The sequence below is a fragment of the Armatimonadota bacterium genome (genome assembly GCA_016125185.1).
GTDB lineage: Bacteria > Armatimonadota > Fimbriimonadia > Fimbriimonadales > Fimbriimonadaceae > Fimbriimonas.
In genome coordinates, this window is sequence record WGMG01000005.1 from 1 (window position 1) to 18,034 (window position 18,034).

13 protein-coding genes are annotated in these 18,034 nt (G+C 59.4%); 2 read left to right on the forward strand and 11 right to left on the reverse strand.

The window, feature by feature from the left end:
• Window positions 1–615 precede the first annotated feature (615 nt).
• The 9 genes from GC165_07115 to GC165_07155 all read right to left on the reverse strand — a co-directional run bounded on the left by GC165_07115 (window position 616) and on the right by GC165_07155 (window position 12,752).
• Complete coding sequence (locus GC165_07115; GenBank protein ID MBI1332634.1) at window positions 616–942, reverse strand: hypothetical protein; 327 nt, start codon at window positions 940–942, stop codon at window positions 616–618.
• A 4-nt stretch (window positions 943–946) separates the two neighbouring features.
• Window positions 947–2,503 (reverse strand): DUF1501 domain-containing protein, encoded by a 1,557-nt coding sequence (locus tag GC165_07120; GenBank protein ID MBI1332635.1) that lies wholly within the window; start codon window positions 2,501–2,503, stop codon window positions 947–949.
• Between the two features lie 7 nt (window positions 2,504–2,510).
• The gene (locus GC165_07125) at window positions 2,511–5,408 is read right to left on the reverse strand and encodes a DUF1553 domain-containing protein (GenBank protein MBI1332636.1); all 2,898 of its coding nucleotides are present in this window, start codon (window positions 5,406–5,408) and stop codon (window positions 2,511–2,513) included.
• A 93-nt stretch (window positions 5,409–5,501) separates the two neighbouring features.
• On the reverse strand, window positions 5,502–6,227 hold the full coding sequence (locus tag GC165_07130; protein ID MBI1332637.1) for a 50S ribosomal protein L1: 726 nt from the start codon (window positions 6,225–6,227) through the stop codon (window positions 5,502–5,504).
• Between the two features lie 1,105 nt (window positions 6,228–7,332).
• Complete coding sequence (locus tag GC165_07135) at window positions 7,333–8,643, reverse strand: flotillin family protein (GenBank protein ID MBI1332638.1); 1,311 nt, start codon at window positions 8,641–8,643, stop codon at window positions 7,333–7,335.
• The gene (locus GC165_07140; protein MBI1332639.1) at window positions 8,640–10,004 is read right to left on the reverse strand and encodes a flotillin family protein; all 1,365 of its coding nucleotides are present in this window, start codon (window positions 10,002–10,004) and stop codon (window positions 8,640–8,642) included. Before GC165_07140 ends, GC165_07135 begins: the two co-directional genes overlap by 4 nt.
• A 5-nt stretch (window positions 10,005–10,009) precedes the next feature.
• Window positions 10,010–10,543, reverse strand: coding sequence for a hypothetical protein (locus GC165_07145; GenBank protein ID MBI1332640.1), 534 nt, complete (start codon window positions 10,541–10,543; stop codon window positions 10,010–10,012).
• Between the two features lie 50 nt (window positions 10,544–10,593).
• A complete protein-coding gene (locus GC165_07150) occupies window positions 10,594–11,085 on the reverse strand; it encodes a hypothetical protein (GenBank protein MBI1332641.1) in 492 nt (163 codons plus the stop codon).
• 899 nt (window positions 11,086–11,984) lie between these two features.
• Entirely contained in the window at window positions 11,985–12,752 is a 768-nt protein-coding gene (locus GC165_07155; protein ID MBI1332642.1) for a hypothetical protein, read from the reverse strand.
• Between the two features lie 53 nt (window positions 12,753–12,805).
• On the opposite strand from GC165_07155, the gene GC165_07160 reads away from it, so the two are divergent.
• A complete protein-coding gene (locus GC165_07160; GenBank protein MBI1332643.1) occupies window positions 12,806–13,240 on the forward strand; it encodes a hypothetical protein in 435 nt (144 codons plus the stop codon).
• Here GC165_07160 and surE read toward each other — a convergent pair.
• Both surE and GC165_07170 read right to left on the reverse strand, forming a co-directional pair.
• The gene (gene surE, locus GC165_07165; protein ID MBI1332644.1) at window positions 13,233–14,009 is read right to left on the reverse strand and encodes a 5'/3'-nucleotidase SurE; all 777 of its coding nucleotides are present in this window, start codon (window positions 14,007–14,009) and stop codon (window positions 13,233–13,235) included. The genes GC165_07160 and surE overlap by 8 nt on opposite strands.
• Entirely contained in the window at window positions 14,006–15,292 is a 1,287-nt protein-coding gene (locus GC165_07170) for a homoserine dehydrogenase (GenBank protein ID MBI1332645.1), read from the reverse strand. The genes surE and GC165_07170 overlap by 4 nt, the downstream gene beginning before the upstream one ends.
• 106 nt (window positions 15,293–15,398) lie before the next feature.
• On the opposite strand from GC165_07170, the gene GC165_07175 reads away from it, so the two are divergent.
• Window positions 15,399–18,020, forward strand: a complete 2,622-nt coding sequence (locus GC165_07175) for a DUF5117 domain-containing protein (protein MBI1332646.1) — start codon at window positions 15,399–15,401, stop codon at window positions 18,018–18,020.
• Window positions 18,021–18,034: the final 14 nt, after the last annotated feature.

Below are 18,034 nucleotides of genomic sequence, written 5' to 3' on the forward strand. Positions count from 1 at the left end.
ACCTTCCACCACCCGAGCGTCCTCGGGAGGACCATCACAAAGAGTTTAAGACACGAGCCCGGGGTGCTTGCACCCCGGGATTTATCCGAAAACAGTCAAAGTCCGAGGAGTCCCGAGAGTCGGGACGACCCGGGCGAAGCTGGGACTTACCAGTGATGGTAGGTGAGCATTCAGCCTCCTCCCCACCGCTTCACTGCGTTCAGCGACTCCCCCTGGGAAGTAGCGTGGTTACAAGGCTTGAATTGAGTTGATCCCAATTCGCCATTTTGCAATAGTCCGTGTATGGTGATGTACCGACCAGACTTCGAATTCCGAATATCCACGCTACTCCACGGGGGGAGTCGCTGAGCCGACCTTAGGCGAAGCGGTGGGGAGGATTCATTGGCGGGCGTGACGCCCACCTTCCAACGCGGCGAGACAAGTCTCGCAGGATAGAGCGCGGACAAGTCCGCGCACTCAACATCACCTGACCTCCCTCGCCCTAGCGAAGCGAGCCCTTGTGCCAGCATTCATCCCGGAGTCTCCCAAGGGAGCAGCGTGGTTACGGGGCCTGAATGAAATTCATACCAACTCGCATCCGTTGCCAGAGCTTGAAATGGTTAGCTCAAGCTGGGATCACTGATGACTGCCAACCTTGATCGCCGCTTGCGCCGCCGCCATCAATATTGGAGTGAGGACCAAGTACACAAGCCCCATCGCTAAAGCATAAAAGAGCCGGCCGTAAGAAAACCGCAGACCGTCTCGAAGGTCCTCCCAGACCGTTAAGCCGTAGCCAATCGCGAGGATAAGGAGGGTTGCGACCATGACGACGTACGCCCCTCGTCCATATGAATTGCCAAAATTCAAAACAAATGGCAACAGGAATGAAACGACCATCAGCGCTCGGCCAAGCGTCAAACGGGGCCGAAATTCTACATTGGTCGGTTCACCGTCAATTCGCATTGGCCTACGCCAGCAAGTCTTGCACGACGTGGCCATGCACGTCCGTCAGCCGGAAATCGCGTCCCTGATACCGGTACGTCAGCTTCGTGTGATCGATGCCCAATAGATGAAGCATCGTCGCGTTCATATCGTGGATATGCACCGCGCCGGGCGTGAAGTCGTCCACCGACGGATTGATGACCTTTCCATCGTTGTCCACAATGTTGTAGCCGTAGTCGTCGGTGTGGCCGTACGAGATGCCCGGCTTGACGCCGCCGCCCGCCATCCAGCGGGTGAAGCATCGCGGGTGGTGGTCGCGGCCGTAATTCTCGTGGGAAAGCGGCCCCTGACAATAAATCGTCCGCCCGAATTCGCCGCCCCAAACCACCAGCGTGTCGTCCAGCATCCCCAGGCGCTTGAGGTCTTTGACCAACGCGGCGCTCGCCTGATCCACGTCTTTACACTGCGACGGAAGGTCGTTGGCCAGGTTCCCGTGCTGGTCCCATCCGCGATGGAAAATCTGAATAAACCGCACGCCTCGCTCCGCCAAACGCCGCGCCAGCAGGCAGTTCGCGGCAAACGTGCCGGGCATCTTCGAGTCGGACCCGTACAGGTCGAAGACCTCCTGCGGCTCATGGGAAAGGTCCATCAGTTCGGGCACGCTCGACTGCATGCGGTACGCCATCTCGTACTGCGAGATGCGCGCGGCGATCTCCGGGTCGCCAAAATGGTCTAACTGCAGGTGGTTCAACTTCGACACATCGTCGAGCATCGACCGGCGCGTGTCGCGATCCACCCCGTTCGGGTCGCTGAGGTACAGCACCGGGTCGCCCGACGACCGCAGGCTGACGCCCTGATACTCGCTCGGCAGGAAGCCAGTTCCCCACAGCCGCGCGAACAGCGCCTGGTCCACCTTGCCGCTCGACACCTTGCTGTGGAGCACCACGTAGGTCGGCAGGTCCTCGTTCATGCTCCCCAGGCCGTAGCTCACCCACGCGCCGAGGCTGGGCCGACCCGGAAGCTGACTCCCCGTCTGAATGTACGTCACCGCCGGATCGTGGTTGATCGCCTCGGTCCACATCGTCTTGATCACGCACAGTTCGCTCGCGATCGACGCCGTATGGGGCAACAGTTCCGACACCCAAAGACCCTCGCCCTGATTGTCATACTTTTGGAACTTAAACTTCGACGGAGCGACTGGAAAACGCGCCTGTCCGCTGGTCATCGTCGTAATGCGTTGGCCGTTGCGGATATGGTCGGGAAGGTCCTTGTCGTACTCCTCGTTCATCTTCGGCTTATAGTCGAAGAGGTCCAACTGGCTCGGGCCGCCGTTCATGAACAGCATGATCACGCGCTTGGCTTTCGGCGCAAAGTTTGGCATGCCGGGTAGACCCGGTCGTGGCTTGCCCATGTGGAACTGCGGTTGACCTTGTTGCCCAAACGCCTCGGCCGCCGCCAGCGCCAAGCCCATTCCACTTCCGCGCAGGAGCGTGTGCAGGGCCGCCGAGCCGACGCCCATCGCCGTCCGCCCGAAGAGTTCCCTTCGGGTCATCATCAATTCGTACTCGCGGATTGGGTCCATATGGCTTCTAGTGTTGGGTCAAAAACTCGTCGAGGTTGAAGATCGTGTTGGCGATCATGGTCCAGGCCGCCACGTCGCTCTTGGGCAAGCCCGGCGCCTGCGGGGCAAGGCCAGAGGAGCAGAGCTTTTCGGCGTCCGCCGGATTGGCTTGGTACATCTGCTCGTAGCGCTTGGCCGACTGGAGCAAAATCTGGCTTTCCACCTTCGACGGCTCGCGTCCGAGCGCCCATTGATAGGCAAACTTGAGCCGTTCGTCGTCGGTCTTCTTCGTCTTCACGATCCGCTCGCCAAACACCCTTGCCGACTCGACAAATGCAGGCTCGTTCATCGCCGTTAGCGCCTGGAGCGGCGTGTTGGTTCGTTGGCGACGCACCACGCACGCCTCCCGCTCGGGAGCGTCGAAATTCAGCATCATCGGGTGCGGCGACGTGCGCTTCCAGAAGAGGTAGAGGGTGCGCCGGTAGATGCCGCTGTCCGTATCCTGCGTGTAGTGCGCCGTCGTGCTGGAGTCGAACGCGACCTCTTCCCACAGGCCCGCCGGCTGGTACGGATGGAAGCCCCGCCCGCCCTCACGATTGACCAAAAGTCCGCTGACCTGCAACACCTGATCCCGCAGAACCTCGGCGTCGAGCCGGAAGCGCGGGCCGTGCGAAATAAGCCGGTTTTCGGGGTCGATCTTTTCCTTTTCGGCCGTCACCACCGACTGCTGTCGGAAGGCCGCGCTCGTCAAAATCAGCTTGTGGAGCTTCTTCAGCGAATATCCGCCCTCGATGAATTTCATCGTGAGATAGTCGAGCAATTCGTGGTGGCTGGGCCACTCGCCCTGGTTCCCAAAGTCCTCCGCCGTCTTCACGATGCCGGTGCCAAAGTGCTGTTGCCAAACCCGGTTCACGAACACGCGCATGGTCAGCGGATTGTTCTTATCCACCAGCCATTCGGCTAACCCAAGGCGGTTCAACGGTGCGCCGTCCGGCAGTTTGCCGAGCGCCTCGGGGATGCCTCGGTGGACCTCTTCGCCGCGCAAGTTATACTCGCCCCGGCGCAGAACATAAGCCGGACGGGGCTTATCCATCTCCTGCGCGATCAGGGTTCGCGGGATGGCGGCGTCGATTTTCATCTTTCGGTCGTTTGCCGCCAGGTACTGCTTGGACATCTCGGTCTTCGGACCGGATCGCAGGTACGTCTGCCGCGTGAACAGCGGATCGTTCTTTTGATGCGCCAGTTCGGCGGCGGTCTCGGTCGCGTTGCCGTAGTCGAACACCACGCCGTCGCCACCCAGCGCATTGGTGATCTTCACCACCAGCAGATTCGCACCCTTCTTCAGGTTGAGCTTTACTTCGTCCGTTGGAGTCTGGACGGTTCGTTGAACCTTGTTCGAGTGGACCAGGTCGCCATTCAGCCAAACTTTGATCCCGTCGTCGCTTCCAAAACGCATGGCCAGGGTCCGGTCTTGGTCTTCGGTGAGGGTCGTCCGCAAATAGTTGGAGGAGTTGTCGAGGCTCGCCAACGCGATGGCCGTCGCCCGGACCAGCTTGATCGGGCTCCACTTGTCCGGCTTCACGTCGGTGTCGAACGCCTCGTCGAAACTCTTGTGTCGGAAGGTCTGCGAGACCTCCCACGGGCCCATTTTCGGCGGGACGACGTAGTTCGCCTTCAGCCATTCCTCGGCGGTTTCCAGGCTGACGCCGTCCTCCAGCCGCTTCATTTCCGCCTTGGTGTCGTCCAGCGCCTTCGTCTCCTCCGGCGATGGCACGTACAAATTCGGCATCGGGTTGAGCTCGTTGCCATCTAGCGGCGCGTCCTTGGTCGAATTGAAGAAGGCGAAAAGCTGATAGTAGTTTTTCGTCGTAATCGGGTCGTATTTGTGGTCGTGGCACTTGGCGCATCCGACCGTCATCCCCAGGAACACGGTCGACATCGTATCGACCCGGTCCATCGTGTTTTTGACCAGAAACTCCTCTTCGATGGCGCCGCCCTCGTCGGTGGTCGGATTCATCCGCACGTAACCCGTTGCCACCAGCATGTCGCGCGTCGGGTTCGGCATCAGGTCACCCGCCAGTTGCCAGAGCGTGAATTTGTCGTACGGCATGTCCTCGTTGAAGGCGTTCACCACCCAGTCTCGGTAGGGGTACACCATCCGCTCGTTGTCGAGGTGCAGACCGTGGGTGTCGCCGTACCGAACCGCGTCGAGCCAGTACCGCGCCTGGTTTTCGCCGTACCGCGGGCTGGCCAACAGGCGATCCACCGCCCTGTCATAGGCGCCCGGCTTCTTGTCGCTCTCAAGTTGTTGAAGCTCCTCGGGCGTGGGCAAGAGGCCCGTCAACGATAGGCTTGCGCGGCGGAGTAAGGTGGCCGGATCGGCTTCCTTTTCCAGCTTCAGACCCTTCGGTTCCAGCTTTGCGAGTATGAAATTGTCGATCGGGTTTCGGACCTGATTCTTTGCCTTGACCTTCGGAATCTCGGGCATGACGGGCGGCACAAACGCCCAATGCTTTTCGTATTTCGCGCCCTGGTCGATCCATCGCCGGATGGTCTCGACCTGCTCCTTCGTCAGCGGCTCGACGCCCGAGTCTTTCGGCGGCATGGGGTCGTCGCCCCCGACCGCGATACGGGTCATGATCAGCGAATCTTTCGCGCTTCCCGACTTGATGACCCATTCGCCGTCTCGCTCGCGGGTCGCGTCCTTTTCGTCACTCAGGCGAAGGTTCGCCTTCACTTCCTTGCCGTCGGGTCCGTGGCACCGGAAGCAGTGCTCGCTGAGGATCGGGCGAATATCGCGATTGAAGTCGACCGCCTTAATCGTCTTCGTGGGTTTGCCCTTGTCTTGAGCCGGATTCGCCGCCAAGCCGTAGCCGAGGCAACCGGCTGCCGAGACGAACAAAATGAGGGAGCGGGCCTGCTTCATTGCAACCACCGTGATCTTACGCCGTTTTGAGGCAAAAAGAAAAGGCTTCCAACCTGAATTGGAAGCCTTTCGTCGAATCCCGGTAACTGGGGTTTAGCCTGCGGCTTTGGATGCGCTCGTCGGGTCGATCGAGATGCCGGGGCCCATCGAGGCGCTGACGGTGATCGTTTGAACGTACTTGCCCTTCGCGCTGGACGGCTTGGCTCGCAGAACCGCACCGAAACCGGCGAGGAAGTTCTCCTGAAGCTGAGCGTCGGTGAAGTTGACCTTACCGATCGAAAGGTGGACAACACCCTCCTTGTCGGCGCGGTACTCGATTCGGCTCGCGCTCTTGATTTCCTTGACCGCGTTGCCGATGGCGTTGGTGACGGTGCCGTTTCGCTTGTTCGGCGTTCGAGCGCCAAGCACGCGGCCAATCTTACCAAGCTGAGGGGCCATCTCTTCGGTGGCGAGAAGAACGTCGAACTTGAGGTCCTTGTCGCCGTTCTGAATTCGGGTGATGAGCTCTTCGGCTCCGACCACGTCGGCGCCTGCGCCCTCGGCTTCCTTGGCCAGGTCGCCCTTGGCGAGAACCGCAACGGCTCGCGACTTGCCCGTTCCGTGCGGAAGGGTGGTCAGACCGCGGACGTTCTGATCGCTCTTTCGCGGGTCGATGCCGAGTCGGATCGCGACGTCGACGGACTCCACGAACTTGGCGGTAGCCGTCTTCTTGACCTGGGTCAGAGCTTCTTCGATGGTGAGTAGGTTGTCTTTGTCAACCGTCGCCGCCAGCGCAAAGTAGCGCGGCGAGTGCTTTTCTTTCTTCTTATTCTTTCGCATGGTTCACCTGTGGTTCGCGCGGCCTGTTGGCCTCCCACTAAATTGCGAAGCAATATTGTACCTGAGAAATGGCTTTTAGCTTCTAGCCGCAAGCTTCTAGCTTGTGGCTTGTGGCTTGTGGCTTCTAGCTTGAGGCTATCTTCCTCCCCACCGGCTCGCTTCGTTCGCCATCCACATGAATCCTGCCTTTGTGGCAGGCTCCATTGCGGACCCTCCCCAGGGAGTAGCGTGGTCAATCGGAATTCGAAAGCGGGTTTGCATTAGCTTAAGTCAAGCCGACTAACCGAGATGCCCCTTGAGGAAGGGGCCGGTGAAATTCGAGGTACGAGGATTGAACCGGGGGATAGTTGATAGCTTCGCTTTGGGCCAAGCGCTTACCAGTGCCACCACTTAGCTTTTGCGAGCCTGACCATTAATGATCCTCCCCACGGCTTCACTGCGTTCAGCCACTCCACATGAATCCTCCCCACGACTTCACTACGTTCAGCGACTCCACATGAATCCTGCCTTTGTGGCAGGCTCCATTGCGGACCCTCCCCAGGGAGTAGCTTGGCTATTTGGAAATCGGGGGTGGGCGGTGAACATTTCTGCTTTCAAAATTCGGACTTTTACAAAATGGCGAATTGGTATGAACTTCATCCGAACCTAGTAACTACGCTGCTCCCTGGGGGGAGCCGGTGAGTCGGGCCGTAGGGCGAACCGGAGGGGAGGAGGTTGATCGCATCCGTTCTAGCGGACGTTTTTACCAGTGCCACCGCTGAGCTTTGGCGAGCTTGACCATTAATGATCCTCCCCACGACTTCACTGCGTTCAGCCACTCCACATGAATCCTCCCCACCGCTTCACTACGTTCAGCGACTCCCCCCAGGGAGTAGCTTGGCTATTCCGAAATCAGAGTCGGGCCGACTAGCAAAGATGCCCCTTAGCGAAGGGGCCGGTGAAATTCGAGGCACGAGGATTGAACCGGGGGATAGTTGATAGCTTCGTTTTGGGCCAAGCGCTTACCAGTGCCACGTCTGGCTATGGTGGGCAAGATGCCCACCCTCCCAATGGGATGGCCTCGACTTACAAGGGCTTGCAGCTAGAAGCTAGAAGCTCCCAGCCACTACTTCTTAGGCGGTTCCTCGGGCGGAGGCAGGTGCGGGTTCACCGGCGCCGGAGAGGAAACATTCACGTTAATCGGATTCGGGTTGCCGAGATTCTTGATCTTGTCCACCACGTCGATTCCGAAAACTTCCTTGGCCTGAGTCGCCATGTTCACGAGCGCGCCCATCTGGCTACCGCCTTTGCTTCCACCCGAGACGATCGTCAGTTGCTCGACCGGCGTTGTAGAGATCGAATCGCCGATCGCGCGAATCAACGGCTCTAGCTTCTGAGAAAGCATCATCTCTCGGGCGCTTGGGCCCGCGGCTTCCCACGCCTCCGCCATCGCTCGCAGGGCGTCGCCTCGCGCCTGGCCGTCGGCGATCAGGTTGGCATATTGCGCCTTCGCCTTGGCCTGAGCGGCCTCTGCCGAGGCCTTGGCTGGCTGGACCACTTCGGCATCCAGTTTGTTTCGGACCTGATCGTATCGCGCCGTCTGAACGTTGACTTCGGCCTTCGCCTTGGCCACTTCCGCCGCGACGACCGACAGTTCTTCGGCCACGACCGCCGCTCGTTGGGTGGTCGCATCGACGAGACGTTTTTCGGCGTCCGCCTTAGCGGTTTCGATTTGACCCTGGATAACGGCTCTCTGCTCCTGCTCGCGGTTCTCCGCCGACCGAATGATCGATTCGGCTTTGGCTTTGGCCTCGGCGATTCGTGCCGAGCTAATGACCTCAGCTCCTCGTTTTCGACCCATCGAGTCGAGGTACTTGACCTCATCGTGAACGTTCTGAATCTTGAGCGTATCGACCACGAGCCCGAGGGTCGTCATGTCGGTTTCAACCTCGTGGACCAGCCGCTCGGCAAAGAGAATCTTGTCCTCGTTCACCTGCTCCGGCGTCATCGTGCTGAGTACACCGCGCAGAGATCCCTCCAGCGTGGCCTTGGCGATGGCCATGATTTCTTCGCGCTGCTTGCCAAGAAAGCGCTCGATGGCGTTGTTCAGCACCGGCTCGTGTCCGGCGATCTTGACGTTGGCCACCCCTTGCACCGTCAGCGGTATTCCGCCTTTGCTATAGGCGTTGGACGCGCTCACGTCGATCGGCATGTTGGTCAGGTTGATCCGATCCACACGCTCCAGGAACGGGATTCGGATTCCCCGCCCGCCTTTCACCAGCCGATAGCCGTATTCCCGTGTGCCGTCCTTTCTTCGTCCGCCCGAGAAGATCAACACTTCGTTCGGCGCGCAAATATAGATCAGCGAGGGAAGGCTGAGGAGGAAAATCAGAATGAAGAAAATGATCACGCCAATGACGATTGCGGCTCCGGTCATTTCTTCACCTCCTTAGATTTCCTTTCCGAGGGTGTTTCGGGCTCTCCAGAGTTCGAGTCGGGGGCGGTGCCGTGGAGGATTTGGGGAACGTCGATTCCGACCGTATCCCGAACGCTGGCGAGGATCGCGTGGAAGATCGCCGGATAGGACGCAACGTAATTCGTCAGCGCTTGCCCATCGCCCGAATCCACGAGCTTGACGGTGCCGATTTTGACCTTCTTGACCGTGTCGGTGGTTGCCTTCAATATCTTCTCCAAGTCGTCCATCACCGCGATGTTCATCGCCGCTGGCCCCGCATCTCGCCACGCCGAATGGAGCGCTTCGAGAGCTTGTCCGGCGGCAAGGCCGCGCTCTCTCACACTCGCTGCATCGCCCTTTGCTGAGTACTCGCGGGCCACCTTTTCGGCTTCCGCGGGCAAAATCTCGTCGACCTTCAATCGAAGCGCCTCGACCTGGGATCGAATCTGCTGAAGCTCCTGCTCGGCCTTGGCTCGGGCCTCGCGGGCCGCCGCTTTCGTGGTTTCCTGTTCGGCCGTCACTTTGGCTTCCAAGTCCGCCTGAATGGTTCGAAGTTCGTTTCGCATTTTGGCGATGGCGGCGTCGGCGGTGGCTTCAGCGACTTTGGCTTTTGCCAATTCTTCGCTCTCAATTTTTTCTGCTTGCCGTTTGGCGTCCGATTCGGCGATTTCGGCGTCGCGGATGATATTGGCGATCGCTTCTCGTCCGATGGAGTCCAGGTAGTGGCTCTCATCGCTGACGTGCTGAATCTTGAACGTATCGAGGTGCAATCCGAGCTTCTTGAGGTCGAGCTCGGACTCATTGCTCAGCTCTTCGGCAAATTTCAGTCGATCCTCGTTGATCTGCTCCGGAGTGAGCCGAGCCAAAACACCCCGCAGGTGCCCTTCCAGCGTTTCCTTCGAGACCTTGCCGATGGCGGTTGGCGGCTGGCCGAGAAAACGTTCGATCGCGTTGCCCATCACCGCCGAATTGCTCGAGACCTTCACGTTCGCGACCGCCTCGACATTGAGCGCGATTCCGCCCTGAGAGTAAGCGCCGCGAATCGAAATCGGAACCTCGAACGTGTTCAGGTTCATTCGGTCCACCCGCTCCAAAATCGGCACTCGCCAGCCTCGCCCTCCGAACACCACTCGGAAACCGCGAATTGAACCATCAGGCTGTTTGTGGCGGCGACCCGAGAAGATGAGGGCTTCGTTCGGCGGGCAGATATAGAGCAACGACCGCAGAAAGATGTAGAAAACGAGGAACGCGACGATGAGAAAGACCGCAAGATACAGCCCCGACAGAACCTCGGCGGGCATCGTCCCTCCCCCCACTTGAGAAAAAGTATAGAAAATGTTCATTGTCTTTAGCTTAGGACCTCGTCCTGAGAAATCACTTCCAGGGTGTCGCCTTCGACACCAACAACGATCACCGGCGAACCCGGCATGATCTCGGCAGTTGGACTGCTCGCCTTTGCGAAGATCTCGAGTACTTCGTCTTGACGGTTCAGTCGAACCTTACCCCGCGATTCCGGTCGGATCGGCACCGTGACGCTCCCGGTATGCCCCAAAAGGCTCTCCAACCGGTAGTCGCTGGTCGTCTCGGCCCGCCGAAGCAGGTACCGCGTGGCCGTACTGACCACCAGGCCCGTGAGAGCGCCGGTCACGATCGCCAACACGAGCGTATTGGGCACGCTCGCCAACGTGCAGAGGATGCCCGCCAACCCGAAGCTCCCCAGACCGTAGATCCAGAAGCGCGGGCTGAGAAATGGTATCCAAATCGGATTCTCCCCGTCGACCGTGTCGTGGTCGCCGAAGGAATGATCAAGATTGCCGGCTACGAGCCCAAAGACCAGGATCGCGATTCCAACTAGGAAAGCGGCTACGTAAATGGCAACCATTCATCAAATAGTACGACTTTTGGCCTAACAGGTTGCGAAGAATCTGGGACCTATCGCTTAGCGACCTCCCAGAAGAGGTAGTCGGTATCGACCGTCTCCCCGCCCAATTCGTCGACGAGCAGCGCCACCTGTCCCCGATGGTAGAACGCGTGGCCAACCAACTGCGTCAACTGAGTCTCGATCCGCAAGATGTAGTGCGTCCCGTCTCCGCCCTGAAACTCAAAGTTTTTCGGCAAGTCCTCGTCCTTCAACCGCTCCAAATATTCCGTCCATTGACGCTCGATTCGCTGGTATCGCGGACGCAAACCGCCAAGCTCAAAGTGATCGACAAACCAATCGGTTTGGTTCTCGCCGTCCGAATCCATCCGGTCCAGCCAGTTCTCGCGGCAGGCGGCCAAGTGCGCGGCGAGGCAGACGGCGCGGACAAAACGAGGGTCCTCGTGCCGTTCGAACGGCACCGACTCGATCATTTCGATCATTCGGAGATTGGCGGCCTTCTCGTGCTCGTACCAATGGCGAAAACGGTCGATCATGCCGACCATTTTACATAAAATGTAGAAAAATGTCTACCTTATTATTTTCGTGGATAGGCGTTGGTTGAAAATGTTCTCTCCACATCGGTTTGTGCCCCGTGGCTAATCCGTCATTCCGAAAGCTTGTCGTCTATCCCTCGGTTCGATTCTCTCACCGATCCCTTCGCCAAGGGATAGCCTTGTTTGACCGAGGCATTCGTCTTCTAGTCCTGCCCGCCGGCTCGCTTCTCTCGCCTTCCACATGAATCCTCCCCACCGCTTCACTACGTTCAGCGACTCCCCCCAGGGAGTAGCTTGGCTATTTGGAAATCGGGGGTGGGCGGTGAACATTTCAGCCTCAAGAGTCAGGCTCAAACAAAGTAGGTGAGTAGGTATCAACTCACTTCAAGCCTAGTAACTACGCTGCTCCCTGGGGAGGGTCCGCATGAATCCTGCCACAACGGCAGGATTCATGTGGAGCCGGTGAGTCGGGCTGTAGGGCGAACCGGAGGGGAGGAGGCTGATCAGTCACCTACCAACAATGGTAAATCCCAGCTTCGCCTTCCTTCGTCCTCCTACTTCGGACTTCGGCCGACAAGCACGCGTCTTTGCCAACTTTGGTGGGCAGGATGCCCACCTTCCCAGTGGGCTGACCTCCCTTTGACTTCGACATGAATCCTGCCTTTGCGGCAGGCTCCATTGCGGACCCTCCCTGTGGAGTAGCGTGGTTCTTCGGAAATCGATGGTGAGGCGGTGTGCCGTTCAGTCTCCGATCTGGCATCAACTCGAATCGGGCCGACAACCCTAGATGCTCCTTGAGGAAGGAGCCGGTGAATGAAATGAACCGGGGGATAGGCGGCTGCCTCGTCTTTGGTCCAACCACTTACCTGGACCACCCATTTCCAGCCTAGCAACCAAGCCGACGACGACTAGTCGCCGTATTCAACGTCGACCACGAAGGGCGCTCGCTTCTTCTCCAGGAACGCGGAAATCCCCGCCTGGCCCTCGTCGCTCACGCGGGCTTCGGCCAGCCGCCGCGCCGTCTCTTCCGCCGTCAGCGGAGCATCGTTCACCAACCGCTTAGCCCCCGCCACCGCTTGCGGACCCGAGCCCAGAATCGCCCGGACCTTCGTGTTGACCGCCGCCGACATACCCGCCGACGGAACGACTTCCTGCACCAAACCGATGTGCATCGCCCGCTGAGCCGTGAACACTTCGCCCGTGGCAAACAGCGCCCGCGAGTGGCCCTTGCCGATCTTGTCGATCACGAATGGCGAGATCGTCGCCGGAATTAGCCCCAGCTTCACTTCGGTGAAACCGAACTTCGCGTCTTCGGTCGAAATCGCGATGTCGCACGCCGCCACCAAGCCGCTTCCGCCGCCCAGCGCCGCTCCGTGCACGCTCGCAATCGTCACCGCCGCGCAGTCGCGAATCGCGGAAAACATCTTCGAAATCCGCATCGCATCGCCCACGTTTTGCTCCTCGGTATAGCTGGCCGCCTTACGCATCCACTCCAGATCGCCGCCCGCGCAGAAGCTCGGACCGGCGCCCGAAATCACCACGGCCCGAATCTCGGGCGAAATTGTTGAGAAAAGTTGATACAGGGCGTCGATGAGTTCGTCGTTGAGAGCATTTCGCACGTCTGGACGATTCAGCTTCACGTGGAGGACGGCCCCCTCGCGATCAACTTTGAGCATGGCATCATAATACTTGGTTGTCGTTGGAAAGAATAGAGACAAATGAATATCGCGTGAGCCGCTCCCAACTGGTGTATTGGAGCGCCAACGAGTACGTGCGGCGGTTCTGGCCCGCGTTCATCGCCTTCCCCGTTTCGGGCATCCTCATGTTAGTTCTCATGCCCAGCCAAGTGGGCATCGGATTGGGCATGTTGATGATCCTTTGGCCGCTCTCCATCCCCGCCCGGTCGATCCTCATCACTGGCCGCGCCGCCAAGCGGGTTCTGAGTCCGACGCGCATGGTCGCCGAGGGCGAACACCTCTATTTCATCACGACCCCGATGGACCACAACTACCGGGTCAACATCAAGTCCATCCGCGATGTGATCCAGCGCAAAGAGTACGTGGTGGTCGAGCTATGGAAGTTCAAGCTCATCTATGTGCCGCTGGAGAGCTTCCAATCCCCGAAGGACATCAAAAAGCTCCAGAAGTTCACCGGCGTCAACTAAGCTCGATCGGCCAGTCGTTTTCGTGCGCGATCTTCTCGGCCAGGGGCCGATTCGTCCAATTCAGGCTCAGCGGCGTGATGCTGACAAACCCTTCGTTGACCGCCTTCACGTCGGTGTTGGGCTGGTTGGCCGACATCAGCGCCATGCCGCCCTGCCAGTAGTAGGGCCGCCCCCACGGGTCGTCGCGTTTCTCCACGCGGTCCTTATAAACCCGCTTGCCCATCTCGGCCACCTTGGCCCCGCGCAGTTCTTCGTAAACGATCGACGGGATATTCACGTTCAAAAAGGTCAGGTCTTCCCAATCGGAATCGACCAGGTTCATGAAGTTTTCGTTCAGCCACTGCGACGCGGTTTCCCAGTGGGCCGGAGCCTCGGCCACGAAGACCGCCAGCGACAGCGCGATGGAATGGATGCCGTTGATCGCGCCCTCCATCGCTCCCGCCACCGTGCCTGAATAGGTAATGTCGAAGCCCAAGTTGGGGCCGTAGTTGATACCGCTCAGGATCAGGTCGCACCCGTCCGGGTACGCCACCGTCAGGCCGACGTTCACGCAGTCCACCGGAACGCCGTTGACCGCGTAGGCGGTCAGACCGTGGTACTCGACCTCCTTCACCCGCAACGGGTCGCGAAGGGTCATCGCGTGTCCGCACGCCGACCGCTCGCGATCTGGCGCAACGATCACCACATCGCCGAACTGCCGCGCCACCATCGCTAGTTCGTAGAGGCCGCGTCCGTGAATCCCATCATCGTTGGTGATGAGAATCTTCACGCTTTGTCCTCAACCCGAATGACCGCCGCCACCTGCGCCACCGCGTCGAGGTTTCCGACCTGCTCCAGCGCTTTGGCAAAGTCCCGCTCAGAGGCTCGGTGCGTCAGGAACACGATCTCGCCTTGGTCGTTCGGAAGGGTCTTCATCTGCATTTCCGCGATGCTGATGCCGAACTCGCCAAACACCATCGAAATCTCGCCCAGCGTCTTCGGTCGATCCAGCACGCGAAGGCGCATGTAGAACGCCGACTCCACCTCGTCGATCGGCACCGTCTTCATGCCGGTGTCGTACGGAATCGCGCTGCCCGATCCGCCCACGACCATGTTTCGGCCTACGTCGATAAGGTCGCCGATAACCGCCGAGCCGGTCGGGTCGGAACCCGCGCCGCGGCCGCTAAACATCACGTCGCCCACGAAGTCGCCGTTGAGCCAAAGCGCGTTGTAAACCCCGTTCACCGATGCCAGCGGATGCGTCAGCGGAATCATCGTCGGGTGAACCCGCACGCACACCGCGTCGCCGCCCACCGCGTCCACCACGCCCACCAGCTTGATGCGGTAGTTCCACGACTTCGCGTACTCGATGTCGGTGATGCCGACCTTCGAGATGCCTTCGCGGTAGATGTCCTCGACCAACACCTGCTTGCCAAACGCGATCGAGGCGAGAATAGAAATCTTGTACGACGTGTCGATGCCTTCGACGTCGTTCGTCGGGTCGGCCTCGGCGTAGCCCGCCGCTTGGGCCTCGCGAAGCGCGTCGGCAAAGTCGGCCCCCTCCTGCTCCATCTTCGTCAGGATGTAGTTCGAGGTGCCGTTGAGGATGCCCATCATGCGGATGACGTCGTTACCCGCCAACTGGTGCTTGAGGGGTTGAACCAGCGGAATTCCGCCACCCACTGCCGCTTCATAGTGCAGGTCCAAGCCGCGCGACTTGGCCAAATGCACCAAGCGTGAGCCGTGTTTCGCGATCAGTTCTTTGTTCGCCGTCACCACGTGTTTGCCGTTCATCAGGGCGCGTTCGACCAGTTCCGCCGCGGGCTCTACGCCGCCGATCAGTTCGCAAACCACATCGATATTCGGGTCAGCCACGATGCTGTCGAGATCGGTTGTAAAGACGGACGCATCCAGCGACCGCTCCTTGGAAGAATCGCGAATGCCGATGCGCGTAATCGCCATGGCGTGCCCCACCTTGTTCGTAATCGCGTCGCGATTGTTGACGAGCATCCGGTACGTGCCCGTGCCCACGGTGCCAAAGCCAAGCATGCCAATTCGAATATCGTGATTCATGAAGTCAGATCATCATTATGACGCGACCAAAATTAGCCGAAAATTTCTTTCATCCAATCGAAACCTTTTAGAACCTAAAAAGCGTAAAGTTGGAGTTTAAGAAATCATGAAGCGTGCTATTTTCCTCGCGTTGACCCTCGCATTCTCTGCTTCAACCATCTGGGCCCAAGCCGCTCCTCCCGCCACCCAAGGCAAGCAGGACGAGAAGAAGGAAGAGAAGAAAACCGACACCAAGCAAGAGGAAAAGAAGACCTCTGAGCAGAAGAAGTACGACGACCTGCTGAAGAACACCGAGCTCAAAACTCAGGAAGGCGTCTTCAAAATCTATCAGGTCGGCGACAAGGTCTATTTCGAAATTCCCGAAGACTTGTACGGAAAGCCGTTCCTGTGGCAGGCTGAAATCGCCGAAATGCCGAAGGCCCTCGGCTTCCCCGGCACGCCGGGCGGCACCAAAGTCATCAAGTTCGAGCGCAACGAAAAGAAAATCTACATGCGCGCCGTCGATGTCTCCACCCGGGCGATGGGCGACGACAAGGGCGTCAAGATCGGCGTCGAAAAGAACTCCATCGAGCCGATCATTCTCAGCTTCGACGAGTACGCCGAAGCTCCAAACAAGGCGGCGGTCGTCGACATGACGTCGTTCTACACCTCCGACCCGCAAGACTTCAGTGTCCGAACTTCGATCCCCGGCGCGATGGGCGTGGACACGAGCAAAACGTCGATCAACAAGGTCAAGGCCTTCCCGCGAAACGTCGAAGTTCGAACCCAAATGACGTTCATGATGGGCCGCGGCCAGACCGGCGGCGGAAACCCGTTCCTCGGTGGCGGCAGCAACTACGACTCCAGCCGCGCCACCACCGTCGTCCACTACAGCCTGGTCGAACTCCCGGATACGCCGATGATGGGTCGCCTCAAGGACTCCCGAATCGGCTACTTCACCACCGGCTTTACCGCCTTTGGCGGCGAGGAGCGACCGGCGACCGACGTCGAGTACATCAACCGCTTCCGCCTGGAAAAGAAGGACCCGAACGCCAGCCTGAGCGAGCCGGTCCAGCCGATCGTGTTCTACGTCTCGCCCGAAGTGCCGGATAAGTGGAAGGAATCGGTTCGCGAATCCATCGAGGCGTGGCAACCCGCCTTCGAGGAGGCTGGATTCAAGAACGCCATCATCGGCAAGCTCGCCCCGACCAAGGAAGAAGACCCCGATTGGGACCCCGAAGACGCCCGCTACAACGTCATTCGCTGGGCGCCGAGCGAGATCGAGAACGCCATTGGCCCGTCCATCCAGGACCCTCGAAGCGGCGAAACCGTCTCCGCCCACGTCATCATCTGGCACAACGTCGTCAACCTCGTCGAGAATTGGTACTTCAGCCAGTGCGCCGCCATCGACCCGCAGGTCCAGCATCTGCCGATTTCCGACGAACTGATGGGCAAGCTCATCAAGTACGTGGTCACCCACGAAGTCGGCCACACGCTCGGCCTGGAGCATAACTTCAAGGCCAGCGCCGCCTACACCATCGCCCAGCTTCGCGACCCTGAGTTCACAAAGACACACGGCGTGGCGGCGTCGATCATGAGCTATAGCCGCTACAACTACGTGGCCCAACCCGGCGACGGCGTGACGCAGACGATCGGCATGATCGGCCCGTACGACAAATTCGCCATCAAGTACGGCTACATGCCCATCAAGGCTTCGACACCCGACCAAGAGACTTCGACCCTCGACGCTCTCCTTGGTCAGCAGGTGCGCAACCCGTGGCTCCGATTCGGCAACTACAAGTACGCCGGTATCGACCCGCAGATGCAGTCCGAAATCATTAGCGACGACCCGGTCGAAGCGACCCGGCTCGGCATTTTGAACTTGGAGCGCATCTCCAAGAACTACCTCTTGCCCGCAACGTCGAAGTACGGCAAGTCCTACGACCGCACACAAGACGCCTACCAAGCTCTCTTCAGCCAGTGGCTGACCGAGCTGATGCACGTGCAGGCATTGGTCGGCGGCGTGGTCGAGTACGACAACCACGTCGGACGCGGCTCGGACGACATCTTCCAGCCGGTTTCGGCCGAACAGCAGGCCAAGGCCGTCAAGCTCCTGATGATGAAGGGCGCTCGCCCGCCGATGGTGATCCTGAACCCGAACGTGTACGACAAGATTTCGCCCACCGGCTACGGCGACGCGATGAATTCGGTCCAGTCGATCATCCTTCGCGGCCTGATGTCGGATCGAAAGGTCCGCGCGCTGCAGGACTTCGAAGCCGAGTTCCCCGGCAAGGCGTACACCGTCACCCAACTCGTCAACGAGGTGGTCGGCGACACGTTCCTCGAACTCGATCAGCCGAAGATCACGACGTCGATCTACCAGCGAGGCCTGCATCGCAACTTCCTCAAGATGGCCGACGGCAAGATCAACGGCAGCGGCGCGAGCCAAACCGACCTCCGCCCGCTCCTTCGCGAGGCGCTGAAGGGTCTGGAAGTGAAGGTCACCGCTGCGATTCCTCGCTCCGGAGACACGATCACCAAGGCTCACCTGATCGACTGCAAGCACGACATCGATGCGATCCTGAACGACACGTACTCCAAGGCGAGCGGCGGTTCGCAGTCCATGAGCCTGCGCGAGTTGCTCGGCCTGCCGTGGCACTACGACGCGAAATCGCAGGAGGAATGCTGGCAATGGCACGTGCCCAACGAAATCCTCCAACTCATCAAGGACGAAGAGAAGAAGAAGTAACCAGAGCCCCGAAA